General features: G+C 71.3%; 25 protein-coding genes. 12 read left to right on the top strand and 13 right to left on the bottom strand.

Going from position 1 to position 26,948, the window contains the following annotated elements; all coding sequences use genetic code 11:
- Positions 1 to 82 precede the first annotated feature (82 nt).
- The 3 genes from Prubr_RS08700 to Prubr_RS08690 are packed head-to-tail and all read left to right on the top strand — an operon-like array spanning position 83 to position 1,896.
- On the top strand, positions 83 to 793 hold the full coding sequence (locus tag Prubr_RS08700; RefSeq protein WP_212823559.1) for an NAD(P)-dependent oxidoreductase: 711 nt from the start codon (positions 83 to 85) through the stop codon (positions 791 to 793).
- Between the two features lie 25 nt (positions 794 to 818).
- On the top strand, positions 819 to 1,256 hold the full coding sequence (locus tag Prubr_RS08695; protein WP_212823551.1) for a GNAT family N-acetyltransferase: 438 nt from the start codon (positions 819 to 821) through the stop codon (positions 1,254 to 1,256).
- A 40-nt stretch (positions 1,257 to 1,296) separates the two neighbouring features.
- The gene (locus Prubr_RS08690) at positions 1,297 to 1,896 is read left to right on the top strand and encodes a DUF4291 domain-containing protein (RefSeq protein ID WP_212823549.1); all 600 of its coding nucleotides are present in this window, start codon (positions 1,297 to 1,299) and stop codon (positions 1,894 to 1,896) included.
- A gap of 23 nt (positions 1,897 to 1,919) precedes the next feature.
- Here the strand turns inward: Prubr_RS08690 and Prubr_RS08685 are convergent, their stop codons facing one another.
- The 3 genes from Prubr_RS08685 to Prubr_RS08675 are packed head-to-tail and all read right to left on the bottom strand — an operon-like array spanning position 1,920 to position 5,388.
- The gene (locus tag Prubr_RS08685) at positions 1,920 to 4,193 is read right to left on the bottom strand and encodes an FtsX-like permease family protein (protein WP_212823547.1); all 2,274 of its coding nucleotides are present in this window, start codon (positions 4,191 to 4,193) and stop codon (positions 1,920 to 1,922) included.
- Positions 4,190 to 4,846, bottom strand: a complete 657-nt coding sequence (locus Prubr_RS08680) for an ABC transporter ATP-binding protein (RefSeq protein WP_212823545.1) — start codon at positions 4,844 to 4,846, stop codon at positions 4,190 to 4,192. Before Prubr_RS08680 ends, Prubr_RS08685 begins: the two co-directional genes overlap by 4 nt.
- Positions 4,843 to 5,388 carry a PadR family transcriptional regulator gene (locus Prubr_RS08675; RefSeq protein WP_212823543.1) on the bottom strand — a complete coding sequence of 182 codons (546 nt, stop codon included), beginning with the start codon at positions 5,386 to 5,388 and terminating at the stop codon, positions 4,843 to 4,845. The genes Prubr_RS08680 and Prubr_RS08675 overlap by 4 nt, the downstream gene beginning before the upstream one ends.
- 127 nt (positions 5,389 to 5,515) lie before the next feature.
- On the opposite strand from Prubr_RS08675, the gene Prubr_RS08670 reads away from it, so the two are divergent.
- Complete coding sequence (locus tag Prubr_RS08670) at positions 5,516 to 6,484, top strand: peptidoglycan DD-metalloendopeptidase family protein (RefSeq protein ID WP_212823541.1); 969 nt, start codon at positions 5,516 to 5,518, stop codon at positions 6,482 to 6,484.
- Here Prubr_RS08670 and Prubr_RS08665 read toward each other — a convergent pair.
- On the bottom strand, positions 6,462 to 7,391 hold the full coding sequence (locus Prubr_RS08665) for a GNAT family N-acetyltransferase (RefSeq protein ID WP_212823539.1): 930 nt from the start codon (positions 7,389 to 7,391) through the stop codon (positions 6,462 to 6,464). The genes Prubr_RS08670 and Prubr_RS08665 overlap by 23 nt on opposite strands.
- Before the next feature lie 33 nt (positions 7,392 to 7,424).
- On the bottom strand, positions 7,425 to 8,852 hold the full coding sequence (locus tag Prubr_RS08660; RefSeq protein ID WP_425518041.1) for an MFS transporter: 1,428 nt from the start codon (positions 8,850 to 8,852) through the stop codon (positions 7,425 to 7,427).
- Positions 8,853 to 9,026: 174 nt separating this feature from the next.
- Between Prubr_RS08660 and Prubr_RS08655 the strand changes: the two genes are divergently transcribed.
- Positions 9,027 to 9,599, top strand: coding sequence for a TetR/AcrR family transcriptional regulator (locus Prubr_RS08655; RefSeq protein ID WP_212823535.1), 573 nt, complete (start codon positions 9,027 to 9,029; stop codon positions 9,597 to 9,599).
- A gap of 234 nt (positions 9,600 to 9,833) precedes the next feature.
- Here the strand turns inward: Prubr_RS08655 and Prubr_RS08650 are convergent, their stop codons facing one another.
- Positions 9,834 to 12,809: a glycine--tRNA ligase gene (locus tag Prubr_RS08650; protein WP_246568886.1), complete on the bottom strand. Its 2,976-nt coding sequence runs from the start codon at positions 12,807 to 12,809 to the stop codon at positions 9,834 to 9,836.
- A gap of 207 nt (positions 12,810 to 13,016) precedes the next feature.
- Between Prubr_RS08650 and Prubr_RS08645 the strand changes: the two genes are divergently transcribed.
- Positions 13,017 to 13,811, top strand: a complete 795-nt coding sequence (locus Prubr_RS08645) for a maleylpyruvate isomerase N-terminal domain-containing protein (protein WP_212823531.1) — start codon at positions 13,017 to 13,019, stop codon at positions 13,809 to 13,811.
- A gap of 422 nt (positions 13,812 to 14,233) precedes the next feature.
- On the top strand, positions 14,234 to 14,680 hold the full coding sequence (locus Prubr_RS08640) for a SitI3 family protein (protein ID WP_212823529.1): 447 nt from the start codon (positions 14,234 to 14,236) through the stop codon (positions 14,678 to 14,680).
- 164 nt (positions 14,681 to 14,844) lie between these two features.
- Here Prubr_RS08640 and Prubr_RS08635 read toward each other — a convergent pair whose 3' ends face one another.
- From Prubr_RS08635 to Prubr_RS08620, 4 genes are read right to left on the bottom strand one after another with little or no spacing between them, the layout of a single operon-like run.
- The gene (locus Prubr_RS08635; protein ID WP_212823527.1) at positions 14,845 to 16,230 is read right to left on the bottom strand and encodes an FAD-dependent oxidoreductase; all 1,386 of its coding nucleotides are present in this window, start codon (positions 16,228 to 16,230) and stop codon (positions 14,845 to 14,847) included.
- A gap of 3 nt (positions 16,231 to 16,233) precedes the next feature.
- A complete protein-coding gene (locus Prubr_RS08630; protein ID WP_212823524.1) occupies positions 16,234 to 17,151 on the bottom strand; it encodes a carbohydrate ABC transporter permease in 918 nt (305 codons plus the stop codon).
- On the bottom strand, positions 17,148 to 18,059 hold the full coding sequence (locus tag Prubr_RS08625; RefSeq protein WP_212823522.1) for a carbohydrate ABC transporter permease: 912 nt from the start codon (positions 18,057 to 18,059) through the stop codon (positions 17,148 to 17,150). Before Prubr_RS08625 ends, Prubr_RS08630 begins: the two co-directional genes overlap by 4 nt.
- A gap of 18 nt (positions 18,060 to 18,077) precedes the next feature.
- The gene (locus Prubr_RS08620) at positions 18,078 to 19,448 is read right to left on the bottom strand and encodes an ABC transporter substrate-binding protein (protein ID WP_212823520.1); all 1,371 of its coding nucleotides are present in this window, start codon (positions 19,446 to 19,448) and stop codon (positions 18,078 to 18,080) included.
- 202 nt (positions 19,449 to 19,650) lie between these two features.
- On the opposite strand from Prubr_RS08620, the gene Prubr_RS08615 reads away from it, so the two are divergent.
- The 5 genes from Prubr_RS08615 to Prubr_RS08595 all read left to right on the top strand — a co-directional run bounded on the left by Prubr_RS08615 (position 19,651) and on the right by Prubr_RS08595 (position 24,799).
- Complete coding sequence (locus Prubr_RS08615) at positions 19,651 to 20,550, top strand: dihydrodipicolinate synthase family protein (RefSeq protein WP_212823518.1); 900 nt, start codon at positions 19,651 to 19,653, stop codon at positions 20,548 to 20,550.
- A 68-nt stretch (positions 20,551 to 20,618) separates the two neighbouring features.
- Positions 20,619 to 21,623: a LacI family DNA-binding transcriptional regulator gene (locus Prubr_RS08610; protein WP_212823510.1), complete on the top strand. Its 1,005-nt coding sequence runs from the start codon at positions 20,619 to 20,621 to the stop codon at positions 21,621 to 21,623.
- Between the two features lie 21 nt (positions 21,624 to 21,644).
- Positions 21,645 to 22,637, top strand: a complete 993-nt coding sequence (locus Prubr_RS08605; protein ID WP_212823508.1) for a dihydroxyacetone kinase subunit DhaK — start codon at positions 21,645 to 21,647, stop codon at positions 22,635 to 22,637.
- 8 nt (positions 22,638 to 22,645) lie between these two features.
- On the top strand, positions 22,646 to 23,269 hold the full coding sequence (locus tag Prubr_RS08600) for a DAK2 domain-containing protein (RefSeq protein ID WP_212823506.1): 624 nt from the start codon (positions 22,646 to 22,648) through the stop codon (positions 23,267 to 23,269).
- Positions 23,270 to 23,281: 12 nt separating this feature from the next.
- Entirely contained in the window at positions 23,282 to 24,799 is a 1,518-nt protein-coding gene (locus Prubr_RS08595; RefSeq protein ID WP_212823504.1) for an aldehyde dehydrogenase (NADP(+)), read from the top strand.
- Positions 24,800 to 24,842: 43 nt separating this feature from the next.
- Here the strand turns inward: Prubr_RS08595 and Prubr_RS08590 are convergent, their stop codons facing one another.
- The 3 genes from Prubr_RS08590 to Prubr_RS08580 form a co-directional block, all read right to left on the bottom strand.
- Positions 24,843 to 25,373, bottom strand: a complete 531-nt coding sequence (locus tag Prubr_RS08590; RefSeq protein WP_212823496.1) for an SMI1/KNR4 family protein — start codon at positions 25,371 to 25,373, stop codon at positions 24,843 to 24,845.
- Between the two features lie 41 nt (positions 25,374 to 25,414).
- Positions 25,415 to 26,005, bottom strand: a complete 591-nt coding sequence (locus Prubr_RS08585; protein ID WP_212827756.1) for a vitamin K epoxide reductase family protein — start codon at positions 26,003 to 26,005, stop codon at positions 25,415 to 25,417.
- 104 nt (positions 26,006 to 26,109) lie between these two features.
- Positions 26,110 to 26,757, bottom strand: a complete 648-nt coding sequence (locus Prubr_RS08580) for a DsbA family protein (RefSeq protein ID WP_212827754.1) — start codon at positions 26,755 to 26,757, stop codon at positions 26,110 to 26,112.
- Between the last annotated feature and the right edge of the window lie 191 nt (positions 26,758 to 26,948).

Genomic DNA, 26,948 nt, shown 5'->3' with positions numbered 1-26,948 from the left:
ATAACCTGCAGCCAGCCTTACGCTCGTAAGGTTGATCCGCGGGTGTGAGCGACGCTGGCACCCGCCTATCAAAGGAGGACGGATGAGCACGCAGAAGGCCCTCGGGCAGGGCAGGCGGGTCTGCGTCGTCGGAGGATCGGGCAAACTCGGGCAGTACATGATCCGGCACCTGCTGGACCGCGGCTACCAGGTCGTGGCCGTCTGCCGCGAGAAGAGCGTCGGCAAACTGGCCGGGTTCGGCGACCGCATCACCGTCGTACCGGGACACACCGACGACCGGGAGGTGATCGCGAAAGCCGTCGCCGGCTGCGACGCCGTACTGACCGTGCTGGTCCCCTGGGGCGTCAAGAACTACTCGTCCGGCACCGCCCAGGCGGTGATGGACCACGCCCAGGCCGACGCGCGCCTGGTCTTCTCCTGCGGCTGGCACATCACCCGCGACGGAAAGGACGTCTACCCGCTCAGCGTCCGCGCCGCCGTCAGGTTCTTCGCGGTGGTCGGCCGGCTGGCCCGGGCCGTGGACATCAACGACCAGGTCGAGGCCTGCCGGCGGATCTTCGCCAGCAACACCCGCTGGACCGTCGTACGCGGCAGCGACCTCGAAGAAGGTGAGAGCCAGGGACTGCCGGTGTGGAGCCGGCACGTCGGCGACCCGATCCTGCGCAGCAACCGCACCCGACGCACCGACTTCGCCCTGTTCATGGTCAACGCCATCGTCGACGACGGTCTGATCCACGAGGCCCCGGCCATCGTCGGCCGCCAGACGCCCTCGGCGCTTGCCGCCGCCCGCTGACCGCGACAGGCCATACCATCGGCGGATGGAACCGCTGACCGTCGACTACCGGGTCCTCGGCCCGGCCGACGTCGACCTCGTCCTCGCCGCCGGCGACCTTTTCGACGAACCGCCCCGACGGGAGTGGACCGAGCGGTTCCTCACCACTCCCGGCCACCACCTCGTCCTCGCGGACACCCCGGACGGGCTGGTCGGATTCGCCACCGGCGTCGAGATGATCCACCCCGACAAGGGCGTCGAGATGTTCATCTACGAACTCGGTGTCGCCGAACACGCCCGCAACCGCGGCATCGGCCGCGGCCTTGTCCGGGCCCTGCGGGATATCGCCCGCGCCGCCGGCTGCTACGGAATGTGGACCGGCACCGAACACGACAACGAGCCGGCCCTGCGCATGTACGCCGGCTCCGGCGCCACCCTCGAACCGGGTACCACCATCGTTGTCTACGACTGGCCCGACCGATAACCGCTGGCGGCCGCCCGCACCGCCACCGACGATCAAGGACGTGTCAGTTCCCGTACGTCAGATCCGCGCCGTCCACACCGCCGACACGATCACCGTCTACCAGGCGTACGCGGCCCCGATCGCCCGCCCGGCGCTGGCCGCCGGACGGTTCGTGGACCCGTTCAAGCGCGAGCGCATGACCTGGATCAAACCCTCGTTCCTCTGGATGATGTACCGCTGCGGCTTCGCCACCAAGCCGGGCCAGGAACACGTCCTCGCCGTCGAGATCACCCGCGCCGGCTTCGAGTGGGCGCTGGCCAACTCCTGCCTCAGCCACTACGACCGCGACCGTTACGAGAGCCGCGCCGACTGGTCGGCACGGCTACGGGCCAGCCCGGTCCGGGTGCAGTGGGACCCCGAACGCACCCTGCACCTGGCCGCCCTGCCACACCGGTCACTCCAGGTCGGACTCAGCGGCGACGCCGTCCACCGCTACGTCGACGACTGGACCGTGGGGCTCACCGACGTCACCGACACCGCCTACGCGATCCGGGACCGGCTACGCGGCGGCGACGAGGCCGGTGCCGTCGCGCTGCTGCCGCCCGAGCGGCCGTACCCGCTGCCCGCCGGCCTCGCCGCCACCGTCCGGGCCGGCGGCTAGCCCGGCCGCTGCGCCGGCCCCGGTCACGGCCGCCGGAGCTGTTCGGCCGTGATCCGTTGGGTGAACCACGCCGGTACGGCGATCAGGAGCAGCCCGACGACGGTCGCGCCGGCCCCGAGCAACAGGATCGGAATGATCCGGCCGAAGACCGCGGCCGTCGGGGTGTCGAGAACGGCGGCGAGGCTGGCCCCGACGACGATCGTGGCGACAGCGGCGGCACCGACCCCGACCACCAGCGGCAGCCCACCGAACCCGGTCTCACCACCGGCGATGACGGCCGGCCGGACGCCGACGACGGCCAGGGTCGCGTTGTCCCGACGGCGCTCCACGGCCCGGTCGACGGCCGCCGCAGTGAACGATCCCATGCCCAGCACGAGGCTGATGCTCAGCCCGGCGACCAGGAGCGTGAAGAGCAGGTCGCTGTCGATACCCGTATGGATGCCGAGGTCCCCGTTGAGGTATCCGGCCGGTGCCCGCGCCGAGACGATCCGGGCCGCCCGGTCGAGGGATTCCCGGTCGGGCGCCAGGAGCAACGGAATGTCCGGCCGGACCGCGAGGTCGGCGGCGATCGGTGCCTGTCGGGTGACCAGCAGTAGGTTGCGGTATCCGATGTCGTAGCGGCCGGTCAGATCCAGGGCGTGCCGCGGCACCGGGATGCGGACGCCGTTCTCGGCCGTCACCTCGGCATCCGGCCGCAGGGGCGGCGCGCTGCCGGGATAGCGCAGTTGGTACGTCTCGCCGTCCACACACGTCTGGCCCGCGCCGAGGGTGTGCATGGCGGTGACGTCGGCGCAGTCGGCGATCAGCACCGAGTCGTGTCGGCCGTCCACCGTCACCGGGGTGAAGTCGTCCTCGATGAGCGTCGTGCCAGGGACCGCGCGCAGTGCGTCCACGACGCCAGGATCGTTGCTGACGACCTGGTAGAGCGGGCTGAGTCGGTCGTTGCGCAGGTCACGGTCGTTGGTGAACAGCGCCGCTCCGAGCGACCCCATCCCGATGACGAAGAGCGTCACCGCCAGCGAGGCGACCAGCCGGGGTGCGACGCCGGGAGTGTGCCGTACCCGGGCGGCGGCCAGCCCGAGCCAGACCGGCGCGTTCGGGATGCGACCGACCGCGACGGCCAGCCAGTACGCCAACAGCGGCAGCACCAGCGGCAGCGCCAGGCCGGTGACCAGCAGCCCGACGATGAAGACCGTGCCTCGGCCGGTCGGGGTCAGCGGGGCGGCGTCCGTGGCGGCGAACACCACCGCGCCGAGCCCGCAGACCATCGGCAGCGACCGCCACCAGGCCGGCCGCCGCGCCGACCCGCCACGGCGTACCGAGAGCGGCCTCGACCTGGCCGGCCGGGCGGCGACCACCCCGACCAGGACCGCGAAGAGCACCGTTCCGGCGAGCACTGCGGCGATCCAGCCCGCCGGCAGCGCGATGTCGGCGGCATACCAGTGCAGGCGGCCGATCCGCCAGCCCTGGGACAGCGGGGCCAGGCCCGCGAACACCGCCGCGCCGAGCAGGGCACCACCGGCGGCGACCACACCGGTCTCCACGACGTTGACCAGCGTCGCCTGCCGGGCCGAGACGCCGAGCAGCCGCAGCGCGGCGATCCGCCGGTCGCGGGTGGTGGCCGAGAGCCGGGCGCAGGTGGCCAGGAAGGCACCGAACGGCACCAGCACGAACAGCGCGAACGCGGCCGCCAGCCACCGACCCGGCGTGAACACGTCGACGCCGGTGCCGTACATCGAACCGCGGGCGAAGGTCGGTGGGGCGCCGAAGCCGACCACGGCACTGTCCCGGAAGAACGGCTCGTCACCGTTGAGCATCGGATCGCCCGCCGGCACGCCCACGTAGGCGCGCAGTTCGTCCGGCGCGACCAGGCCGGCCGGTCCGATGACGCCGACGACCCGCTGCGGGAAGCGGTCGGCGGCGCGTTCGTCGACCCGGATCAGATCCGCCAGCGCGGGGGAGAGCACCACCTCGTCAGGACCGGGATAGGCGTCGACGCCCGGTGGGCGGGGACTGTCGGCGGTCGCACCGGTGAGCGCCGTACGGCGCACCACCCGGGTGCCGATCCCGTCTTCGATCTCGATCATCCGTAGCTGGCCGGGACCGTTCTCCACCTGCACCGGGGTGCGGGCCCCGGTCCGCTCCTGTTGGTTTGCGGCGACCGTGGCCCCGGCCAGGCCGGCCAGCACGGTGCACACGCCGATCGCCGCGCCGCTGGCCATCAGCACCGTACGGAGCACACCGGCGCGGCCCGAGCCGACCGACAGGCGCAGGCCCAGCCACAGCCAGCGGCTCATGCGGCGACCTGTCCGTCGCGCAGGAAGACGGTCCGGTCGGCGTACGCGGCGACGCGCGCCTCGTGGGTCACCATCACCACCGCGCTGCCCTGCTGGCGGGCCAGTCCGGTGAGCGCGTCGAGCACCAGTTCACCGGCGACGCTGTCCAGCGCCCCGGTCGGCTCGTCGGCGAAGACGACGGCCGGACGGTGCACCAGGGCGCGGGCGACCGCCGCCCGCTGGGCCTGACCGCCGGAAACCTCGCCGGGGCGGCGGTCGGCGAACTCCTCGACCTCCAGTTCGCGCAGCAGCGCGGCGGCCCGGGCGCGGGTCTCCGACCGGCGGACCTTGAGCAGCCGCAGCGGCAGCTCCACGTTCTCCCGCAGCGACAGTTCCGGAACCAGGTCACCGAACTGGAGCACGAACCCGAACGAGGTCAGGCGCAGGGAACTGCGGGCGCCGTCGGCGAGGTTGTCGATACGCCGGTCGCCGAGCCGGATCTCGCCCCGGTCGGGGCGCAGGATGCCGGCGAGTACGTGCAGCAGGGTGGACTTGCCGGAGCCGGACGGGCCCATCACCGCGACGAGTTCGCCCTCGCCGATCTCGATGTCCGCGCCCCGTAACGCGTCGGTCGCCCCGAACCGGATCCCGACCTCGCGGGCAAGGAGGGTCATGCCGGCCCCTCGTCGGTCTCACCGATCAGAGCGGCGAGCCGGTCCAGGCGGGCCTGGGCGCCGTCGATCCACTTGAGGTCGGCGTCGAGGTGGTACATCTCGAAGTCGGCGTCGAGTTGGGTGATCAGGTCGCCGCGCTGGCGCAGCGCCCGCATGTCGCGCATCCGGGCGAGGTGGGCCTGCCGTTGCTGGTCGAGCAGTTGGGTCGCCGACCGGCCGCTGGACAGTGCGATGACCATCTTCGCGAACAGCACCCGGCGGGTGGCGGTCACGTCGGGCACCTCGGGCTCTTCCAGCCACCGCTCCAGTTCGGACACTCCGGCGTCGGTGATGGCGTACATCCGGCGGTCCGGGCCCTCGCCGGCGGTCACCCCGGCCAACTCGATCAGGCCGTCGCGGTCGAGCCGTTGCAGGGTGGCGTAGACCTGGGCCGACTTCAGCGGCCGGGACGAACCGAACCAGCCGTCGTAGCGGCGGCGCAGTGTGTAACCGTGCTGTGCTTCCGGCTCGAGCAGGCCGAGCAGGGTGCGGGAGACCGACATGGCCGAGACGGTAGCAACCCGGTTGCTAATTAGCAACCGGGTTGCTAGTCGTCCGGCTCGGCGGACTTTCCGTCGAGGTATCGATCATCTACGATCAATCGCCACGATGATCAACGCTGGAGGACCGATGAACGATGAGAGTCGATCGCGCCGGCCGCGTGACGTCGCGGCGAGCCGGCGTACCCTGCTTGCCGCCCTGGGCGCCGGGGTCGGCGCCGGCGCGCTCGGACTGCCCGGCCCGGCCGCCGCCGCCGGCCCCGGCACCTGGACCAACCCGACCCGCGGCACCCTGACCTCCGGATACAAGACCCCGAGCCGGCCCGGTCACCTCGGCTGGGACGTCGCCGCCGCCCAGGGCACCCCGGTCTACGCGGCCGCCGCCGGCACCGTCCGCGACATCCGGACCGGCTCCTACCCTGGCGACCAGACCAGCGGTCCGCTGCCCGGACGCACCGGCAACAGCGTCCACCTCAACCACGTCGACAGCTTCTTCACCTACTACGGCCACCTGCACCGGGTCCTGGTCAGCCCCGGCCAGCAGATCAGTTGCGGACAGCTGATCGGGCTGATGGGCACCACCGGCAACTCCACCGGCCCGCACCTGCACTTCGAGATCCACCGGCCCCGGCTCACCTCGACCGACCCCCGGGTGTTCCTGGCCAACCGGGGGATCAGCCTCGGCTCGACCGCCCCGCTCGGCAGCACCGGCTGGCCCTCGGTCTCCGGCGGCACCGGCTGGGTCCAGCGGACCATCCAGTACCTGCTCCGCGGCCGGGGCGTCTCCGTCGTCGTCGACGGCTACTTCGGGCCCGGCACCGCCTCGGCCGTCCGTACGTTCCAGAGTGGACGCGGCCTCCACGCCGACGGTCTGGTCGGCCCGATCACCTGGACCGCGCTGATCCTGCCCGTGCAGCAGGGCAGCTCCGGCGACGGGGTCCGGGCCGCCCAGACAGCGCTGAACGCCCGCGGTGCCGCACTCCTGGTCGACGGCGCCTTCGGCGCGGTCAGCGCCGCCGCGGCCCGTAGCTTCCAGAGCGCGAACGGGCTGCTCGCCGACGGCCAGGTTGGCCCGCTCACCTGGAGCGTGCTCGTCTGACGGTGTCGATCGCCCGCCGGTAGCCGTAGGTCTCGTACCGCTTCCGGAACCCGAGGGAGGCGTAGAGCCGGCTGGCGGCGACGTTCTCGGCGTCGTGGCTGACGGTGACCCGGGTCAGGCCGAGTCCCGCCATCCACCGCATCGCGTGCCGCATCGCCGCCCCGGCCAGCCCGCGGCGCTGGAAGTCCCGGTGGGTGCCGACCGGTTCGAAGTGCCCGACCCGGTTGCGCCGGTCGATCCAGCAGACCGCGAAAGCGGCGATCCGGCCGTCCGGCGACTCGACGACGATCTCGTGCCCGGGGTCGTACCCCGGCTTTGTCATCACCGCCGACCGGTAGAGGTCGCCGGTCCAGGTGGTGCCGAACGAATGGTTGCGGGCGGCGGCGAGCTGCTCGGCGTCGGCCAGCCGCGCGGACCGTACGGTGAAGCCGTCGGGGAGCCGGGGCTCTCCGACGGCCTCACCTAGGTCGCGCTCGTTGACGTGGTCCCAGGTGCGGAAGCGGACGAAGCCGAGCCGTTCCAGCAGTTCGATCCTGGTTGTGTCCGCGTCGAAGACGTCGGTCAGGACCGCCCCCTCGTCGGTCTGACCGGCGGTCGTGTCGGCCGCCGCCCGCAGCATCGTCAGCTCGGCCGCCCCACCCCGCAGCCCGGGGGCGGTGAAGACATCGAACGCGTTGCCGAACCGGCCGTTGACGGCCAGCCCGATGATGTCACCGCCCCGCTCCCACAGCTGCACGAGTTCGCCGACCGGACGGCCGCGCAGGTTCTCGTAGATCCGGTGCGGCACCTCGCCGACGTGGTCGTACCCGCAGCTTCCGGCCTGTGCGATCCAGCCGGCGAAGGTGTCCGTCAGGCGGGGCAGGTCGGCATCGCGGTAGCCGCGGATCCGCAGGTCGTTCGCTGTCACGCCCCGTTTTATAGCCGGCCGCCGGCCGTCGGCTCAATGGGATACCGGCTGGTCGAGACGTACCCGACGCAGCCGGACGCCGACCACGACGGCGGTGGTGAACAGCAGGGCGGCGCCCACGACCGCGGCCAGTTTGAAGCCGTCGGTGAACGCGACGTTCGCCGCCTGCATCAGCGGGCCGGCGAGTTCCGCCGGGAGCCCACCGGCGGCGGCGACCGCGCCGCCGAGGGTGCCGGTCGCGGCGTCGGCGGCCCCGGCCGGCACGCCGGCGGGCAGTGAGTCACCGATCCCGTCCCGGTAGGCGACGATGGCGACACTGCCCAGGACGGCGATGCCGAGCGCGCCGCCGAACTCGGCACCGGTCTCGCCGAGCGCCGCCGCGGTGCCGGCCCGGGACGGCGGGGCGGTGGAGACGATCAGGTCGATGGCGAGCGGGGCGACCATCCCGATCCCGAGCGTCAGTACGGTGTAGCCGGCGATGACCACGATCTCGGACGAGTCGACGCCGATCCGGCTGACCAGCAGGAATCCGCAGCCGGCGACGGCCAGGCCGGCGCCAGCGACGAGGGCGGGCCGGGCCACCCGGACAAGTGCGGTGGCCAGCGCGATGCCGACCATGGTCCCGCCGACCGTCGGGAGCATCCACAGGGCGGCGGTGAACGGCCGGAGCCCGAGTACGACCTGCATGTACTGCACGGCGAGGTAGCCGGTGCCGGCGCTGGCGAAGACCATGATCGCGTACGCCGCGATGGCGGCGCTGAACGCACCGTTGCGGAAGAAGCCGATGTCGATCAGCGGATCTGCCATGGTCGACTGGCGACGGACGAACAGCACCCCGAACCCGAGCCCGACCACGATCGCCAGCACCGCCGGCCAGTGCAGACCGACCTCGGCCAACTCCTTGATCCCGTAGATGACCGGCAGTACGGCCGCTATCGACAGCAGCGCGCTGAGCAGGTCGAAGCGGCCACCGGCCGGATCCCGGTGCTCGGGCAGCAGGATCGGAGCCAGGATCAGCAGCAGCACCATCACCGGCACGTTGATCAGGAAGACCGATCCCCACCAGAAGTGTTCGAGCAGCAGCCCGCCGATGATCGGGCCGAGTGCGACGCCACCGGTGAACGCGCCGGTCCAGATGCCGATCGCGGCACGGCGCTGGTCGGCGTCGTGGAACATGTTGCGGATCAGGGCCAGCGTCGACGGGGCGAGGGTGGCGCCACCGATGCCGAGCAGGGCGCGGGCGGCGATGAGCAGTTCGGTGCTGTTCGCGTACGCGGCGAGCAGGGAGGCCGCGCCGAAGGCGACGGCACCGATCAGCAGCAGTTTCCGCCGGCCGATGCGGTCGCCGAGCGAGCCCATGGTCAGCAGCAGACCGGCCATCAGGAAGCCGTAGACGTCCATCACCCAGAGCAGTTGGGTGCCGCTGGGTTGCAGGTCGGCGCTGATCCAGGGCGTGGCCATGAAGAGCACGGACAGGTCCATCGAGGCGAGCAGGGCGGGCAGGACGAGCACGGCGAGGCCCACCCATTCCCGCGCACCCGCCTTGGCGGTGTGGTCAGTCATGCCCCGGAACTATACGAGCGTCTTATACATACGTCTAGTACAGGCGTATAGATCATGGCGTACGATGGCCGCATGGGACATCGGGAGGACCTGCTTGCCGGCGCGAAACGCCTGGTCAAGGAGAAGAGCTTCGGGCAGATCACCGCCCGCGACCTGGTCGCCGAATCCGGCACCAACCTCGCCTCGATCGGCTACCACTTCGGGTCGAAGGAAGCCCTGCTGAACGCGGCGATCCTGGCCACGTTCGACGAATGGGGTGACGCGATCACGCCGGCGGTCGAGATGGCCGCCGACGGGGAACCGGTGGACCGGCTGGAAGCGTTCCTGAACGGCATCGTCGCGGCGGTCCGGGCCGACCGGACGGTGGCGGCGGGAAGCACCCAGGCGCTCGCCGTCGCGTTGCACGCGGCCGAGGTCCGTACCCAGGTCGCGGAAACCTTCAAGGTCGCCCGCCGCGACATGGTGGCCCTGCTGCTGCTCGTCGACCCCGACGACGTCACCGAGGAACAGGCGCGGACCGTCGGCTCGCTTGCCATGACGATGATCAACGGCATGGTGCTGCAGTGGCTCATCGACCCCGACAACGCCCCGACCGGCCACGACCTCGCCGTAGCCCTGCGCGCCCTGGCCGGTCAGCCGACCTGACCCGGGCGCCGCCCCGCCCGTGGCCCCCGCCCGCGCCCCTCGCGCTGATGGCCCTCGCGCTGATGGCCCTCGCGCTGATCAAGGAGTAGTTGCACGACAAACCGTGACACAACAACCACGATTTGTCCTTGATCAACGCGCACCCCCGGGTGACGCGCACCCCCGGGTGACGCGCACCCCCGGCGACGCGCACCCCGGGCGACGCGTGCCCGCGTGCCAGGGGGAGCGCCGGGGTCACATCCGCAGGTGCTCCCAGGCCAATACCGGGGCACCGAGGTCGGCGACCGACGCGAGCAGCCCCAACCTGGCCCGCCGCAGCGGCTCGTCGTCGACCATCACGAACACGTCGTCGAAGAACGTGTTCACCGGCCGTACGATGCCACCCACCGCTTCGACGAACCGGTCCAGGTCCGGCGCCTCACCGAGCCCGGCCCGGGCCCGCACCAGCGCGTCGTGCAGCGCGACCTCCGCCGGCTCGACCAGCACCCCCGGGTCGTACTCCGCCGGGGTGCCGGCCGGCACGATCCGCCGCGCCCGCTGCAACGCCTCGGTGAGCTGCTGGAACCCGGGCTGCTCGACCTGCTTCGCCAGCTGGGCCAGGATCCGGTCCAGCAGGTACGGCCGGTCGGCGTGCGGCAGCACCGCCCGGATCCGGTCGACCGGCTGGTCCTCCTCGGTGAGCTGCTGCTCGAACCGGCGGGTGACGAACTCGGCGACGGCCTCCAGCACCTCGTCGGAGACCGGAACCGGCTGCAGTTGCGCCGCCATCCCCAGCGCCGCACGCAGCGACACCGGCGCCAGCACCGGTCGCCGGCGGAACACCCCGAGCAACCCGAGCGCGGCCCGGCGCAGCGCGAACTGGTCACTGCTCCCGGTCGGCAGCCCTACCGTCGCCGCCAGCCCGGTCAGCAGGTCGAGCCGGTCCGCGACCGACAGCAGCTCACCCGCGGCGCCCCGCGGAAGCGCGTCCTCGGTGTTGCGGGGCCGCTCCGCCTCGAACAACGCCTCGGCCACCGCCGCCGGCTCCCCGGCATGGGCCGCGTAGTCGCGGGCCATCGTCCCGGCGAGACTGGTCATCTCCGTCACCAGCTGGCTGCCGAGGTCGAACTTGACCAGCTCCGCGGCCCGGTCGAGCACCGCCCGGTCCGGCCCGTCGAGCCCGACCTCGTCCGCGAGCCGCCGGGCCAGCGCGCCGATCCGGTCCGCCCGCTCCGCGACCGAACCGAGCCGGTCGGTGAACGTCAAGCGGGCCAGCCGCTCCCGCATCACCGCGAGCGGCGCCTCCCGGTCGGTGCGGTAGAAGAACAACGCGTCCTCGTACCGGGCCCGCAGCACCGCCTCGTTCCCGGCCCGGACCAGGTCGACGTCGACCGGCCCGTTCGCGACCGCGACGAAGTACGGCAGCAGCCGCCCGTCGGCACCCCGCACCGGCAGGTAACGCTGGTGCTTGCGCATCACCGTCGCCAGCACCGCCTCCGGCAGCGACAGGTAGCTCTCGTCGAACCCGCCCAGCAGCGGCGTCGGCTGCTCCACCAGGAACGCGACCTGCTCGATCAGGCCCGACTCGCCGTCGATGTCGACGTGGCCGGCCACCCCGGCGGACAGTGCCCGCGCCCCCTCGATGATCCGGGAACGCCGGTCCGCGTGATCGAGCACGATCCCGGCGGCCTCCACCGTCTCCACATAGGACTCCGCCGAGTCGACGGTGATCTCCGGGGCGGGCGCCGTCCGCAGCACCCGGGTCCGCCGGTCGGCGACCAGCGCCGACACCCGCGCCGGCACCACCTGGTCACCCCACAACGCCAGCAGCCACCGGATCGGCCGGGTGAACGCCAGCTTCGGGTCGTTCCACCGCATGTTCCGGCCCGACCGCAACGCACCGACCGCACCCTCGACGACACCGGCCAGCACCTCGGGCGCACCCCGCCCGATCTCACGCCGCACCAGCACCATGTGCTCGGCGTTGCCGACCTGCTGCCGTACCAGGTCGGCGACCTCGACCCCCTGCGCCCGCGCGAACCCCCGCACCGCCGGGGTCGGGTTCCCGGCCGCGTCGAACGCCGCCGCCGCCTTCGGCCCCTTCACCACCCGGTCCTGGTCCTCCTCGCGGGCCGCGACCTCCTCGACCAGCGCGACCAGCCGGCGCGGCGTCGCCCGCACCGTGACCCGACCGTGTGCCAGCCGGGTAGCCGCCAGCCGCGCCTCCAGTTCCCGCGCCAGCTGGCCAGCGGCAGCCCGCCCCTCGACCGGCGGCATCTCCTCGGTGCCGACCTCGCACACGAACGCGCGCGGCTCCGGCCCACGCGGCACCAGGTCAACATCAACAGCCCCGGGTACGGCGATCGGCGCGCAGACCCCCAACGGATGATCCAGCTCGGCCCGGCGCTCCATCCACAACCGCGCCACGTCACCGGCCAACTTACGCATCCGGGCGAACTCGGTCGCCCGCTCCGCCGTCGACACCGCACCCCGCGCGTCGAGCACGTTGAACGCGTGCGAACACTTCAACACGTACGTGTGCGCCGGCACCGGCAACCCGGCGTCGATCATCCGCTGCGCCTCGGCCGCGTACAGCTGCAACAGGCTGCGGTTCGCCGCGATGTCCGCGTCGTCGAGGTAGTAGCGCGACATCTCGTACTCGCCCTGGCCGAACAGTTCCCCGTACGAGACGGTGTCGGTGTAGGCGATCTCCTTGAAGTGCCGCACCCCCTGCAACGCCATCAGGATGCGCTCCAGCCCGTACGTGATCTCCACCGCCGGCGGGTCGAGGTTGATCCCACCCGCCTGCTGGAAGTACGTGAACTGGGTGATCTCCAGCCCGTCGAGCCAGACCTCCCAGCCCAGCCCCCAGGCGCCCAGCGCCGGCGACGCCCAGTTGTCCTCGACGAACCGCACGTCGTGCGCCGCGACGTCGATCCCGAGCGCCGCCAGGCTGCCCAGATACAGCTCCTGGCTGTTGCCCGGCTCCGGCTTCAGGATCACCTGGAACTGGGTGTGCGTCTGGACCCGGTTCGGGTTCTCCCCGTACCGGGCGTCGTCGGGGCGGACCGACGGCTCGACGTACGCGACCCGCCACGGCTCCGGACCGAGCACCCGCAGGAACGTCGCCGGGTTGAGCGTGCCCGCGCCCACCTCGGTGTTCATCGGCTGGACCGTCAGGCAACCCTGCTCGCCCCAGTAGGCGGCGAGTCGGGCCAGCGCATCCTGCATCGTCAACACGTCGGGTAACTCCATCCGGTCGGGAGGCGGTCCCACCTCCCCGGCGATCGTCGTACGTCCGCACGCGACTCTACTTCTCACCGCGTTCCCGGTCGGATTCCGGAGCACGGCGACACCGCCCCACCTGCGCTCATGACGGACGGTAGTCAGCTGCCCGTGCGTTAGCATGCGAAACAAGCTCACCGCGCGGGAGGGTAAATGGCGCTCGACACATCGTCCGTCGCCGCCGACGGCAACGCCCCGTCCGCCCGCCCAGAGATCGATTTCTTCCTCGACACCCTGCAGGACGTGCCGCCGCACACCCTGACCGCCTGCCAGGGCTGGACCGCACACGAGGTGGTGGCCCACCTGGTTGCCGGCGTCGAACTCCTCAGCGGGCAGGCCCGGGCCCATCTCGAGGGGCGGCCCGCCCCGGCGGTGGACGACTGGGCGGCGCACGAGCTTTCGTACCAGGCGCTGGACGACCGCGTGCTGCGCCGCCGGCTGGAAACCGGCGAACGGGACATGACCGAGCTGTTCGAGCAGCTCGGCGCATCCGATCCCACCGCGGTGGTCCCCGGACTGGGATGGGGCATGCCGGTGGAGGAACTGGTCCTGCACATGCGGCAGGAGTTCGCCCTGCACCGCTGGGATCTCATCGGCGACGACGACCAGGGCGCCGAGATTCTGGCCCGGTCCGAACTGCTGGCGCATTCGGTGCGGATGCTCCAGAAATCGTTGCTCGCCACCGGTCTCGCCGCTGAGGGTGGAAGTGGACCCGACTTCACCGCCCGACTGCGCTGCCCCCGGCAACCCGATCTCCTGGTCGAAGTACACGACGGCAAGGGGCGGTTCGCGCTCGTCGATCCCGACGACAGCGCCGCCGTGGAAACGGATCCGGCAGCCCGGCTGCTCCTGCTGTGGGGCCGCCGCCCCGCGGATCCCCGGCGGGTCCGTAGCGGGTTGCCGCCCCGGCAGCTGCAACGGTTGCAGCAACTGCTCCGCGGATTCTGAACCCGGGTGTGAGCTTCCTGGACGTTGCCGAAGCACCGGCCGCAGTGGTGGACCCACCAGCGTTCGGTGACCCGACAGTCCTCGGCCAGCGGATCTCCATCGACCGCCCCGCCGACGGGGCGATATGCGCCGAACGCCTCGCATGAGCGGGACGGGGCGCAGGGTGACGGAGTTGATCTGGGCGCCAGCCACCTTATTCCGCAGGGATTAGGTGGTTCTTGCCCAGATCAACAACGGCACCCCGCGAGCAGGCGGGGACAAACGACGCATGCTTCCCATCGGGCACTGATGTTCCGCACGAACGTGCGGACCGTGGTGTCCCTTGGCTCGCCTGGCCCCTGCTGGGCGGGGAATCCGCACGTGCGTGCGGATTGGTGAACTGGAGTTTTCGTGGCGGAACCTGATCCCGTAAAGGGTACGAAATGGGTATCAGCTACCGATTGACGCTGGCCGGCGAAATCCCTCCACGGGACGTGGTGGAGGTCGCCGCTCCGGATGCCACCGAGGCGCGTACCCCGGCCGGCAACCAGCTGTTCAGTTCCGCTCGGTACGAGGAGAGCGGCTATCTGATGAATGTCAGCTCGGGAAGCAACGGCTACTACGACGCCGAGGACGACGACGGCTACTGGGAGTGGGAGCCTGCGGAATACGTCAACATCAGCTTCGACATGGGTAAGGACGACGAGGCCGTCGAAGGGGTTACGAATATGGTGACGGCGGTAGCCCGGGTGCTGGCCGATCGGCCCGAGGACGCCGCTCTCGTCCTCAACGGCAACTGGCTGTTGCTGACCCGCGTTGCCGGGACCCTTCGTAGACACCGGGCGCAGTGGTGGGCGCACTACGGCGTGGACGGCCTCATCCCCTGGTAGGTGCGACGCGTGGTGCTGGATCGGAAACGTGCACGGTCGAACACAGCCTCGCGCCATCTTCAGGGCCTCGGGTCTTCGTCGGGTTCGACGGTGAAGTGGCCGACCGGGCACGACCACGGGCGTGCCCGGTCGGGTCCTTCATGAGGGCGGCGGCCCGGACCGGGTCAGCGGGCGCCGATGACACCCCGTTGGCGCAGCCGGGCCTGCAACTCCCCGACATCCAGCAGGCGGGGAGCTACCCCGTCCAGCACCGCCAGAGCCGCCGCCGTACCCGCCGCCTCGCCGGTGGCGAAACAGGTGGCGGTGATCCGGGCCGACCCGTTCGCCTCGTGGGTGCTGGAGACACACCGGCCGGCGGCGAGCAGGTTGTCGTGCTCGGCGCCGACGAGGATGCCGTACGGGATGTCGTAGGCGGACGCCAGCCCGTCGGTGTGCGACAGCCCGGCCGAGTTGGCGTCGTGTACGTCGATCGGAAAGGCTCCCTGCCCGACGCTCTGCGCCGACCGGCGGCCCTGCTTCACGTCGTCCTCGGTCAGGGTGACGACGCCCCTGATCCGGCGGGATTCGCGTACCCCGACCCGGTCGGCGACCTCGGCCAGATAGGCGAGCCGGCCGCCGGGGACGTACTCGCGGAACCAGGCGACCGTCTCCATGACCTGCTGGGCGAGCTTGAGGTAGGCGTCCCCGTGGCTCGCCCCGGGCTCGACCGCGGTCCGGGTCAGGTTGAGCACCGCCTCGCCCCGGCTCGGCCAGGCTGCCAGGTGCATCTCGGTACGCCGCCACGACAGCCGGCCGTCGGCGTGCCCCCGTGCCAGCAGCTTCCCGAACCCCCACAGGTTGGCGTGGTCGTCGCCGGCGGCGCCGATCCGGCTGTCCGGCCGCAGGTCGTCGGGGTTGTCGGCGGCGTACTTCAGCAGCGGCGCGTAGTCGACGCCGCCGAGCTTGAGGAGCAGCGACCCGGGCTGGGTCGCGTCGGCCCGGTCGGTCTGGAACGACGCGCCGGCGAGTGCGAAGACGACCGCGTCGCCGGAGCAGTCCACGACGATCCCCGGGCGGATGGTGGTGCGCCCCCGCCCGGGGATCTCGGCGACGACGGCGGTGACCGTGGTGCCGGTCCCGCCGCCCTCGTTCCCGCCGGTCCCGGCGGCGGTCTCGACGTCGACGACGACGGTGTTGAGCAGCAGGTGTACGCCGGCCCGGCGGAGCAGTACGGCCTCGCACATGGACAGCTCGGAGTGGTTGACCGGCGTACGGGTGGCGGTGTACGACACGTCGTCCGGGATGTGGCCCGGCGAGCCGCCGTACTCCTGGAGCAGGGTGACGATGCGCTGGCCGACGCCGCCGGTGACCTGGTTGCCGGCGGCGTCGTGGAAGCCGGCGCTGTGCTCCAGCAGTTGGCGGGCGAGCGTACCGCCGACGTGGCCGCTGGCCTCGACCAGCAGGGTGTCGGCCCCGGTCTCCGCCGCCGCGATCGCGGCGGCGGTGCCGGCCGATCCGGCGCCGACGACGAGCACCTGAGGGGTGAGTACGGGGTTTTCGGTACGCGACACGCGTCAGCCTTTCACGCTGCCCGCGGTCAGACCCTTTTCGTAGTAGCGCTGCAGCACGAAGAAGAGTCCGACGACGGGGATGGTTACCAGGGTGCTCAGGGCCATGATCGCGCCCCAGCGGATGTCGAACGAGGTGACGAAGCCGGCCATCGCCACCGGTGCGGTGACGTTCTGGCCCTGCGCGATGACGCTGGCGAAGAGGTATTCGTCCCAGGAGAGGATGAACGAGAACATCGCGGTCGTCGCCAGCCCGGTCCGCAGCAGCGGCAGGGTGACGATGAGGAAGGACCGGAAGTAGCCGAGGCCGTCGACCCAGGCCGCTTCCTCCAGTTCCTTCGGCACGGCCTCGACGAACGACTTCATCAGCCAGGTGGTCAGCGGCAGGGTGATGGTCAGGTGGGCGACGATGATGCCGAAGAGGCCACCGACCAGCCCGAGTGCCGACAGCGCCAGGTAGAGCGGCACCAGCAGCAGGATCGCGGGGAAGAGGTACGACACGCTGAGGCAGGCGAGCAGCACCTTGCGGCCGGGGAACTCGAAGCGGCTGACCGCGTATCCGGCGGTGGTGCCGACGGTCACCGAGACGAGTGTGGTGACGACGGCGACGATGAAGCTGTTGACGAACCAGCGCACCGCCTCGCTGCCCTCGAAGACCTCCCGGTACCAGTCACCGGTCAGCCGGGACGGGATCAGCGACGGGTCGGACTGGAAGAGTTCGTCGGCGGGCCGGAACGAACTCAGCGCCATCCACAGGATCGGCCCGACCGCGAAGAACACGATCAGCGCCAGGGCGATGATCCGACCGATGACGGCGGCGACCTTCTTCCCCGACGTTTTCGGCGGTGCCTTCGACGGGGTGCGGGTCGGCCCGCCGTCGGCCTGCGCCGTGGGGGGCCGCCTGGCTTCGCTTGTCACGCTCACTTGGACCGCCTTCCCCGGGTCCGCACCACGAGCCAGCCGGCCACGCCGACCGCGGCGAGGAAGAGCCCGACGGCCGAGGCGATCGCGGCGGCGTACCCGATCCGGAACTCACCCATGACGACCTTGTAGATGTAGGTGGAGAGCACCTCGCTCGAGCCGGCCGGTCCGCCCCGGCTGAGCAGCCAGACCAGTTCGAAGTACATCAGCGTCCAGATGCCGCGCAGGGCCAGCAGCGCGATCGTCGCCGACTTCAGGTTGGGCAGGGTGATGTGTACGAACTCGCGCCAGGCGCCGGCGCCGTCGACCCGGGCCGCCTCGTACTGTCCCTTGTCGATGCTCTGCATCCGGGCCCAGTAGACGAGCATCGCGAACGGGAAGCCGCGCCAGATGTTCACCAGGATGACGGTGAACAGCGCCGTCCCCTCCAGGCCGAGCGGGGTGGCGCCGGCCGGCAGGACTCCCCAGGACTGCAGGTTGGTGCTGATGATCCCGTAGTGGCCGTCGAGCATCCACTGCCACACCAGGGCGGTGGCGATGACCGGTACGACGTACGGGATCAGCAGCAGTTGGCGGATCCACCGCATGCCGCGCCAGTTGGTGTCGATGAGCAGCGCCGCGATGAGCCCGAGGACGAGCTGGCCGGCGAGTGACACCACCGTCCACAGCAGAGTGTTGCCGATCGTGGACAGCAGGTTCCGGTCGCTGCCGAGTGCCGCGTAGTTGTCCAGCCCCACGTAGGAGGCGTCACCGGTCAGCAGGTCGATGGAGAACAGTGACGTACGGAAACTCTCGAAGATCGGGTACGCCAGGATTATCGCGAAGAGCAGTGCCGCGGGCACGGCGAACGCCATGCCCGCGCGCTGCTGCCGTCCGGTCAGGGTCCGGGACAGGAAGGCAGGTTGCGTCATTGCCATCAGGGGAACCAATCAGCTGACTTTGGCGAGACGCTTCATCTCGGCGTTGATGTTGTTGAAGGCCTGCTCGGCGGTGATGTTGCCGGCCGCGGCCGCCTGGAGCTGGTCACCGACGAAGGTGGTCGCCTCGATCTGGCCGGCGAGCTGGTTCAGGCCGGCCTCCATGCCGTAGCGGTACCACTCGGGCAGGATGTTCTCCCGGATGGTCTGGATCTCCGGGGCGAAGCGCCGCACGGTCTCGTTGCCGGTGTAGGTGGCGGACTCGGCGGCGCTGTTGGTCGCCGGCAGCGCGAACACCGGCCGGGTGTTGGTCCGGGCGGCGGCCAGGTCGGGCTGCATCATGCACTCGACCAGGGTCTTGGCGGCCTTTTCCCGCCGCTCGTTGCTCTTGCCGACCATGAAGAAGTAGCCGCCGCCGATCGAGCCCTGCGGCTTGATCTCAGCGGTCGGGCCGGGCAGCGGGAAGACGCCCATGTTGTCGATCATGCTCGGGTTCTGCTCGGCGGCCAGGCCGACGACGGCACCGAAGTCGAGCACCATGGCGAGCTTGCCCTGCGCGTATCCGGTCCGGAAGTCGTTCCACGTCCAGGTGCGCGACTCCGGCGGGGACGCCGCCTGGTAGAGGTCGAGCATGAACTGGGTGGCCTCGATCGCCTTCGCCGGGTCGCGGTCGAGCGCGTACTCGCCGGTCTGCGGGTCGAAGGTGTGTACGCCGTTGGCGTACAGGAACTGGTAGTAGGTCTGCGGGGCGACGAGCGCCGAACCCATCGGTACGGCGAAGCCGCGTACGCCGTTCGCCGGGTCGTCGAGCTGCTTGGCGGCGGCGAGCAGTTCGGGCCACGACTTCGGGATCTCGATGCCCTTGGCCTGGAAGAGGTCCTTGCGATACCAGACCTCCTGGTGCAGGGCCCAGTCCGGCACCGCCCAGGTCTGGTCGTCCTTGCCGACCGCGTGCAGGAAGGACGGGATGAAGTCGTCCTTGCCGTGGCTTTCGACGACGTCGTCGACGGGGACGATGAAGCCGCCGGCCTCGGCGGCGGCGACGCCACCCTCGATGGTGTTCATGATGTCGGGGCCGTTGCCCGCCTTGAAGGCGGTGACCATCTTCGGATACATGCTGTCGAACGGGACGGCCTCGAACGTCACGCTGACGTCCTGCTGCTGGGTGGCGCACTGCTCGGCCTGCTGCTGGATCGCCCCGGCCTGAGTACTCACCGTGAGGTTGGTCCAGAAGGTCAGGTTGATGGGTCCGCCGTCGTCCGCGCGGCCGGCAGAGTTGCCGGATCCGGCGCCGGGTGGACTGCACGCCGCGAGCAGCGCGACGGTCCCGGCCACCGCGGCGGCGGTGACTGCGAGCCTCGCTCTGGGGTGGTTGCGGGTCATTGTTCGTCCTCTGGTAGCGGTGCGGTGTGTGGTCTGTGTTATCGGTTACACGATCACGTGGCCGTCGCTTACCTGTCAAGAGCGGGCTTGAAACAAGCCTGTCATGCAGCGCAAATCCGTGGTTGACATCCGTCGGGTGATGCGAAATATTCGATCGTAGTTGTAACCGGTAACATCGAGCCCTGTCGAGAGAGGTCGTCACATGGCTTCAGCAGCACCCGAGTTCGCGGGAATCATTCCGCCGCTCGTGACTCCGTTCGACGCGGAGGAGAACATCGACACCGAAGCCCTGCGTGCGGAGATCCGCTTCCACCTCGCGGTGGGTGTGCACGGGCTGTGCGTCACCGGCTCGACCGGCGATGGACAGATGCTCTCGCTTGAACAGTCCGTGACCGTCTCCAAGATCGCCGTCGAGGAGGTCAAGGGTGCGGTGCCGGTCATCGCCGGCATCATCCGCGACTCGACCGCCGAGGTCATCCGCTACGGGCTCGCGCTCAAGGAGGTCGGCGTCGACGCCCTCCAGGTCACCCCGGTGCACTACCTCTTCCAGCCGGACGAGGAGACCACCCTCGACTACTACCGGCGGATCTGCGACACCACCGGACTGCCGGTCCTGATCTACAACGTGATCCCCTACGCGCTGATCCCGGCCACCACCGTCTACCGGGCCATCCAGGAGATCCCCGGCGTCGTCGGCGTCAAGCAGTCCGGCGGCAACATCCACCAGCTCGCCGACCTGCTCAAGGCCGCCCCCACCGGGGGTGTCGTCTTCACCGCCGTCGACGACCTGCTCTACCCGGCCTACCTGCTCGGCGCCGGCGGCGCCATCAGCGCCACCCTCACCGTCGTGCCGCAGCTCTGCGTCGACCAGTGGGACGCGGTCCAGAAGGGCGACCACAAGACCGCCCTGGAGATCCACAACAGGCTGCTGCCGGTGTGGCGCGCGATCGACGGCCCCAACATGACCGTACGCATCAAGACCGCGCTGAAGCTGCAGGGCCGCGACGGCGGACTCGGCGCCCACCCGCTCACCCCGGTCAGCGAGCAGGAGGAGGCGGTGATCCGGGCCGCCCTCGTGGAGGCCGGCGCGATCGCCGCGTGATTGACTCACCGACGCCGAAGGCTGTAACTCTGGTGGACATCCCTCGGCCTGGAACAAGGAGTCGTCTGGTGGCAGGAATCCGGGACGTGGCCAAACTGGCCGGCGTGTCGACCGCGACCGTGACGCGCGCACTGCGGGACGAAGCCTCGGTGACGGCGGCGACCAAGGCCAAGGTCAGGGCCGCCGCCCTCCGGCTGGACTACGTCCCCAGCGCCGCGGCACGCGCCCTGTCCCGCGGCCGGTCCAACCTGCTCGGCCTGTTCGTACCGGACATCACCAACCCGTTCTACGCACAGGTCGCCCAGGGACTGGAGGACCGGGCCGCGGAGGCGCGCTACCACTGCGTGATCGCCAGCTCGCACCTCAACCCCGAGCGCGAGCGGCACCTGCTCACCTCGTTCCAGGACGGCACCCTCGCCGGACTCGCCGCCACCACCGTGGGCACCGACGAGGGATTCACCACCGCACTCGGTGCCACCCGGGGCCCGCTGGTCCTCGTCGACCGGCGGCCCCGGGGCATCAAGGCACCACTCGTACGCACCGACAACCGCAAGGTGACCCGGGGCGCGATCAGCCAGCTCTTCGAGATGGGGCACACCCGGATCGCGATGATCTCCGGGCCGCGCGACTTCGACACCGCCTGCCAGCGGCTCTCCGGGTTCCGGCTCGCCTACAAGGCGGCCGGGACCGCCCTGCCCGACGAACTCATCCGGCACGGCCACCTCGGCGAGGCCGGCGGCTACAAGGCAATGAACGAGCTGCTGGAACTCGACCCGCGCCCCACCGCGGTGTTCTGCTTCAACAACCTCGTCACCGTCGGGGCGCTCAAGGCGATCCGGGAGGCCCGGCTGCGCATCCCCGTCGACATCAGCATCCTGGCCTTCGACGACATGAATCTCTTCCCGCTCGTCGAGCCGCCGATCAGCGCGATCGACCAGCCCGCGTACGAGATGGGCCGGGCCGCCGCCGACCTGCTGCTGCGCCAGCTCGACGGCGAACGGGGGCTCGGTGACGTCGTACTGCCGGCAACGATGATCATGCGGGAGTCGCTGGCCCCGCCCAGCACCCGCTGAACCGAATCGAGAGACCACGACATGGCCGAAGCCTTCTTCGCGTCCGGGGCGGACTACGTCGACCGGGCCCTGCTCGGGTTCGCCCGCGACCACGGCGACATCGTCGAACTCAACCAGAACCCCGTCTACGTCACGGCGGTCAACCGCGACCCGCGCCGGCGCGTCGGCATCGTCTCCGGCGGCGGCTCCGGCCACGAGCCGATGCACATCGGGCTCGTCGGCACCGGAATGCTCGACGCCGCCGTACCGGGCAAGGTCTTCGCCTCGCCGCACAACCGGCAGATCTACGAGGCCAGCAAGGCCGTCGCCGGACCCGACGGCGTACTGCACGTGGTCAAGAACTACACCGGCGACCGGATCAACTTTGGCATCGCCGCCGAGCGGCTGCGGCACGACGGCATCCGGGTCGAACGCGTACTCGTCGACGACGACGTGGCGACCGAGAGTGAGCAGACCGCGACCGGGCGCCGCGGCACCGGCGCGACCGTGATCGTCGAGAAGATCCTCGGCGCCGCCGCCGACCAGGGCCTCGACCTCGACGGCCTGACCGAACTCGGCCGCGCCGTCACCGCCCGCTCGCGCAGCGTCGCCGTCGCGTCGGTCGCGCACACCTCGCACGTCACCGGCGAACCCGGCTTCGTCCTCGACCCCGGACAGCTCGAGTACGGCGTCGGCATCCACGGGGAACGCGCCCAGCGCAGCATCCCCCGGCCTCCGCTGGAGGAACTCGTCGACCGGATGGTCGCCGACGTACTCGCCAAGGCCCCGGCCGGCGACTCGGCGATCGTCCTGGTCAACGGCCTCGGCGGCACCACCGGCATCGAGCTCTACAACGTCTTCGCGCGCACCACCGACGACCTCGCCGACCGGGGCATCGCCGTCGCCGGCAGCCTCGTCGGCACCTGGTCACCCGCGCTGGACATGAAGGGCTTCTCGATCACCGTCACCATGCTCGACCAAGGCTGGGCCGGACTGTGGCACGCGCCCGCGTGGACCGCCGTCCTCAGGAAGTGAGACCACCAATGCTGATGAAGACCTACCTCGACGCGGCCGAGGCCGCCCACGCCGAACTGACCCGGATCGACCAGGTCGCCGGCGACGGCGACTTCGGCGACAACCTCCGCGACGGCCTGCGCGGCGTGGTGTCCCGGCTGCCCGCCGACGCCGACCTCGCCACCGAGTTCGACGTCGCGGCAACCTGGTTCCTCGACGAGGTCGGCGGCACCAGCGGCCCCCTCATCGGGCTCCTGCTGCGCGAGATCGCCGCCGAACTGGCCGAGCCGGGCGACGAGGACACCGCGCTCGTCGCCGGGCTCACCGGCGGGCTCGCCGCCGTCCAGCGGGTCGGCGAGGCCCAGGTCGGCGACCGCACGATGGTCGACTGCCTCGCCCCGACCGTCGACGGCCTCCGCGCCGCGACCGGACCGGTCGACTGGACCGCGACCGCCGCCGCCGCGCTGACCCACGCCCGTGCCACCGCCGATCTGCGGGCCCGGATGGGCCGCGCCAGCTACGTCGGCGAACGCGTGCTCGGCACCCCGGACGCCGGCGCCATGGGAATCGCCCTGCTGTTCTGGGCCCTCGCCGTGCACCGCGACCCGGCCGCCCGCGACGGCCTCACCGACCCCGCCCACCTCGACGGCTGACAGGACACACCAATGCAGCTCACCGGAGAGATGTTCATCGGCGCCGACCGGATCCGCGGCACCGCCGGCGACCGCCGGTCGGTCGACCCGGCCACCGGCGAGGAACTGGAACCGGCGTACGGGATGGACGACGGGACCGTCGTCGCCGAGGCGTGCCGCCGGGCGGAGGCGGCGTTCGACGCGTACCGGTCCCTGCCCGACCAGCGCCGGGCCGGGTTCCTGCGGCAGATCGCCGACAACCTCGAAGCGGCCGGCGAGCAGCTCGTCGCCGCGGTGCAGGCCGAGACCGGACTCGCCGAAGGCCGGGCCCGCACCGAGCTCGGCCGGACCGCCAACCAGCTCCGGATGTTCGCCGACCTGCTGGCGAACCCGGACTGGCGCGATCCCCGGCACGTTCCGGCCCAGCCGGACCGGGCCCCGCTGCCCCGGCCCGACCTGCGCTCGCGCTACATCCCGCTCGGCCCCGTCGCGGTCTTCGGCGCCTCGAACTTTCCGCTGGCGTTCTCGGTCGCCGGCGGCGACACCGCGTCGGCGCTGGCCGTCGGCTGCCCGGTCGTCGTCAAGGGCCATCTCGCCCACCTGCGTACCGGTGAACTCGCCGGTGCCTGCATCGCCGACGCCGCCCGGACCACCGGGATGCCCGACGGGGTCTTCTCCCTGGTCTTCGGCGCCGGCAACGAGACCGGCGAACAGCTGGTCGCCGACCCCCGGATCGCCGCCGTCGGCTTCACCGGTTCCCGGGCCGGCGGCACCGCCCTGATGGCCGTCGCGCAGCGCCGCCCGGTCCCGATCCCGGTCTTCGCCGAGATGTCCGCGATCAACCCGGTCTTCCTGCTGCCCGGCAAGGTCGCCGCCGCCGCGGCCGAAACCGCGACCGGGTACGTCACCTCGCTGACGATGGGCGCCGGCCAGTTCTGCACCAACCCCGGCCTGCTCCTCGCCGTCGAAGGCCCCGACTTCGCCACCTTCCGCGAGACGGTGGCCGGGCTGCTCGGCGGGCAGGTGGCGCAGACCATGCTGACCGCCGGCATCGCGTCGGCGTACCGGGCCGGCAACGCCGAACTCGCCGGCCTGCCCGCCGTCAGCCTGGTCGCCGAAGGCGCGCCCACCGACGCCCCGAACGCCTGTCGGCCCGCCGTCTACCAGACCGACGCCAAGACCCTGCTGGCCGAGCCACGGTTGCAGGAGGAGGTCTTCGGCGCCACCTCGATCCTCGTCTCGTGCGCCACGGCCGACGAACTGATCGAGGCCGCCACCCACCTGGGCGGGCAGCTCACCGCCACCCTGCACGCCGACCCGACCGACCACGAGCTGGCCGCGAAACTGCTGCCGGTGCTGGAACGCCGGGCCGGCCGGATCATCTACAACGGCTGGCCGACCGGCGTCGAGGTCAGCCCGGCGATGGTCCACGGTGGGCCGTATCCGGCCACCTCGGACGCCCGGGCGACCTCGGTCGGCACCATGGCGATCCACCGGTTCCTGCGCCCGGTCGCCTACCAGGACCTGCCGGAAGACCTGCTGCCGGCGTGACCGGCATCCGGCCGGCGGCACGCGCCGCCGGCCGGTCGTGGCCTCACGAAAGCGACGCCAGGAAGTCGGTGAACGACGCCCGGGGCGAGAAGAGGCCGTTGCCGGCGTGCCACGGGTGGTCGTCGTGGCACTCGACGACCGCACCGAACCGCGGGTCGGCGCGGTCGCAGCACAGCGCCAACTCGCTTCGGTCCGACAACGCCGCGACGGTCAACCACATCGGCTCCCCGGCCGGTCGCCGGTCCGCCCAGAGCCGGCAGGAGAAGTCCGTGGCCGACCACACCCGGTCGATCCCGAAGAGGCAGAAGGACGATTCGTCGTAGGTGGAGTGGCGCCACCACCGGTCACCCCCGGCGAGGGCGAGGAAACAAACGTAGTCGGCCGGCAACGCGAGTCGCGCCGACACGTCGGTGACGCCGACCTCGGTGAACATTCCGTAGAGGTCGTCGTACAGCCCGGCGAGGGCCACCGGATCCGCGTCCTGCGGCTCGACCGAGGAGAGATCGTCGGCAACGGCCTGCCACACCGTCTCGAGCCGGTCCGGCGTCGCTGCGCCCTCGGCGACCACCACCACGCACTTCCTTCCGCATCTCCCACGCCGTGGCGGCGCGAAAGCTAGAGCAGGGTACGCCAGTAGAACCAGAACGCCTCGCCGATCAGCCCGACGATGACGAGGAACCAGACGGTCAGGCCCACGGTGTGCAGCCGGACCAGCGCGTCCACACCCCGACCGGCGGCACCGGGTACCGGCAGGTGCCGGTGGTGCAGGTTGTGCAGCGTCACGTACCAGAAGATGGCGATCATGACGACCCAGACCACCATGCAGTACGGGCACAGTGCGCCGATCCGGTAGAGGCTCTGGTAGACCAGCCAGTGCACGAAGACCACGCCGAACGTCGCGCCCGCCTGCAGCCCCAGCCAGACCCACCGGGGCAGCCGGGCACCAGCCAGCACCAGCACGCCGATCGTGGTGACCACGCTGAACCCGGCGATGCCGAGCAGCGGATTGGGGAAGCCGAACACCTCGGCCTGCGGCGTCGTCATCACCGAACCGCAGGACAGGATCGGGTTGATGCTGCACGTCGGCCGGTAGCCCGGGTCCGCGATCAGGTTGATCTTCTCGACGGTGAGCACGAACGCGGCCAGGGCACCGATCCCGCCACCGACGGCGAGCACCCAACCGACGACCCGCGCCGCGAACGGCACCGGCTCGGCCGGGTGTACCGGTTCACCCGCCGGTCCGGTCCCGACCGCACCGGGCCCCGGCGACGGGCGGGTACGGCGGGCGGCCGGCGCCACCGGACGCGCGCTCACTTCGCCAGCGCCGCGTCGACCGCGGCCTTCAGACCGGCGTACGTCGGCTGCCCGTCGAACCGCTCGCCGTTGACGAAGAACGTCGGCGTGCCGGTCACCCCGGCCGCACTCCCGTCCTCCCGGTCGGTGCCGACCCGGGCCGCGGTCGCCGGATCGGCCACGTCGGCGCGGTAGCGGTCGATGTCCAGCCCGAGTTCGCGGGCGTAGCCCTCGAACGTCGCGGCCTGGTCCTGCGGCTGGTTTCCCCAGCTCGCCTGCGACTCGAACAGCTTCTGGTACATCCCCTCGAACGCGTCCTGCTTCGCGGCGGCCTCCACGGCGAGCGCGGCGTTCATCGCGTTGGCGTGCATCGGCAGCGGATAGTTGCGCACCACGTAGTCGATCCGGCCGTCGTACTCGGCACGCAGCTGCTCGACCGCCGGATACACCGCCGCGCACGACGGGCACTCGAAGTCGAGGAACTCCACGACGGTGACCTTGCCGTCGGCGGCGACCGAGAGCCGGTGACTGTCGTCGCGGACCACCCGCTCGGCGGCGGCCGCCCGCGCGTCGTCACTGCCGCGCTGGACCACCACGAACAGTGCGCCCAGCCCGACCAGCACCACCCCGAGCAGGGCCAGGGTCACCTTCATGTTGGTGCTCATGCCCTGGTTGCGGATCGCCTTCGTGGCCTTGCGGCTCCGGGCGGCGGTCGCGTTCCGCGGGGTGCCGGAGCCGGTACGGTTCGAGCCGCCCGCCGGGCGGGCAGCGCCCCCGGACGGCTTCGGGCGGCGGCTGGTCTTGTGTGACATCGGGAGCCTTCCGGGCTTGCGTCGATCAGTGGTGGCGGGTGGCC

This window comes from Polymorphospora rubra, from assembly GCF_018324255.1.
Classification (GTDB): Bacteria; Actinomycetota; Actinomycetes; order Mycobacteriales; family Micromonosporaceae; genus Polymorphospora; species Polymorphospora rubra.
This window is presented reverse-complemented; position numbering and strand designations above follow the sequence as displayed.

Coding starts and splice junctions, on each gene's coding strand:
- Prubr_RS08600 (WP_212823506.1), top strand. CDS start 22,646: ATGCTGATGAAGACCTACCTCGACGCGGCCGAGGCCGCCCACGCCGAA.
- Prubr_RS08650 (WP_246568886.1), bottom strand. CDS start 12,809: ATGCAGGATGCGCTGGCCCGACTCGCCGCCTACTGGGGCGAGCAGGGT.
- Prubr_RS08700 (WP_212823559.1), top strand. CDS start 83: ATGAGCACGCAGAAGGCCCTCGGGCAGGGCAGGCGGGTCTGCGTCGTC.
- Prubr_RS08655 (WP_212823535.1), top strand. CDS start 9,027: ATGGGACATCGGGAGGACCTGCTTGCCGGCGCGAAACGCCTGGTCAAG.
- Prubr_RS08675 (WP_212823543.1), bottom strand. CDS start 5,388: ATGTCGGTCTCCCGCACCCTGCTCGGCCTGCTCGAGCCGGAAGCACAG.
- Prubr_RS08660 (WP_425518041.1), bottom strand. CDS start 8,852: ATGGCCACGCCCTGGATCAGCGCCGACCTGCAACCCAGCGGCACCCAA.
- Prubr_RS08685 (WP_212823547.1), bottom strand. CDS start 4,193: ATGAGCCGCTGGCTGTGGCTGGGCCTGCGCCTGTCGGTCGGCTCGGGC.
- Prubr_RS08695 (WP_212823551.1), top strand. CDS start 819: ATGGAACCGCTGACCGTCGACTACCGGGTCCTCGGCCCGGCCGACGTC.
- Prubr_RS08670 (WP_212823541.1), top strand. CDS start 5,516: ATGAACGATGAGAGTCGATCGCGCCGGCCGCGTGACGTCGCGGCGAGC.
- Prubr_RS08580 (WP_212827754.1), bottom strand. CDS start 26,757: ATGAGCACCAACATGAAGGTGACCCTGGCCCTGCTCGGGGTGGTGCTG.
- Prubr_RS08615 (WP_212823518.1), top strand. CDS start 19,651: ATGGCTTCAGCAGCACCCGAGTTCGCGGGAATCATTCCGCCGCTCGTG.
- Prubr_RS08645 (WP_212823531.1), top strand. CDS start 13,017: ATGGCGCTCGACACATCGTCCGTCGCCGCCGACGGCAACGCCCCGTCC.
- Prubr_RS08620 (WP_212823520.1), bottom strand. CDS start 19,448: ATGACCCGCAACCACCCCAGAGCGAGGCTCGCAGTCACCGCCGCCGCG.
- Prubr_RS08605 (WP_212823508.1), top strand. CDS start 21,645: ATGGCCGAAGCCTTCTTCGCGTCCGGGGCGGACTACGTCGACCGGGCC.
- Prubr_RS08625 (WP_212823522.1), bottom strand. CDS start 18,059: ATGACGCAACCTGCCTTCCTGTCCCGGACCCTGACCGGACGGCAGCAG.
- Prubr_RS08595 (WP_212823504.1), top strand. CDS start 23,282: ATGCAGCTCACCGGAGAGATGTTCATCGGCGCCGACCGGATCCGCGGC.
- Prubr_RS08640 (WP_212823529.1), top strand. CDS start 14,234: ATGGGTATCAGCTACCGATTGACGCTGGCCGGCGAAATCCCTCCACGG.
- Prubr_RS08680 (WP_212823545.1), bottom strand. CDS start 4,846: ATGACCCTCCTTGCCCGCGAGGTCGGGATCCGGTTCGGGGCGACCGAC.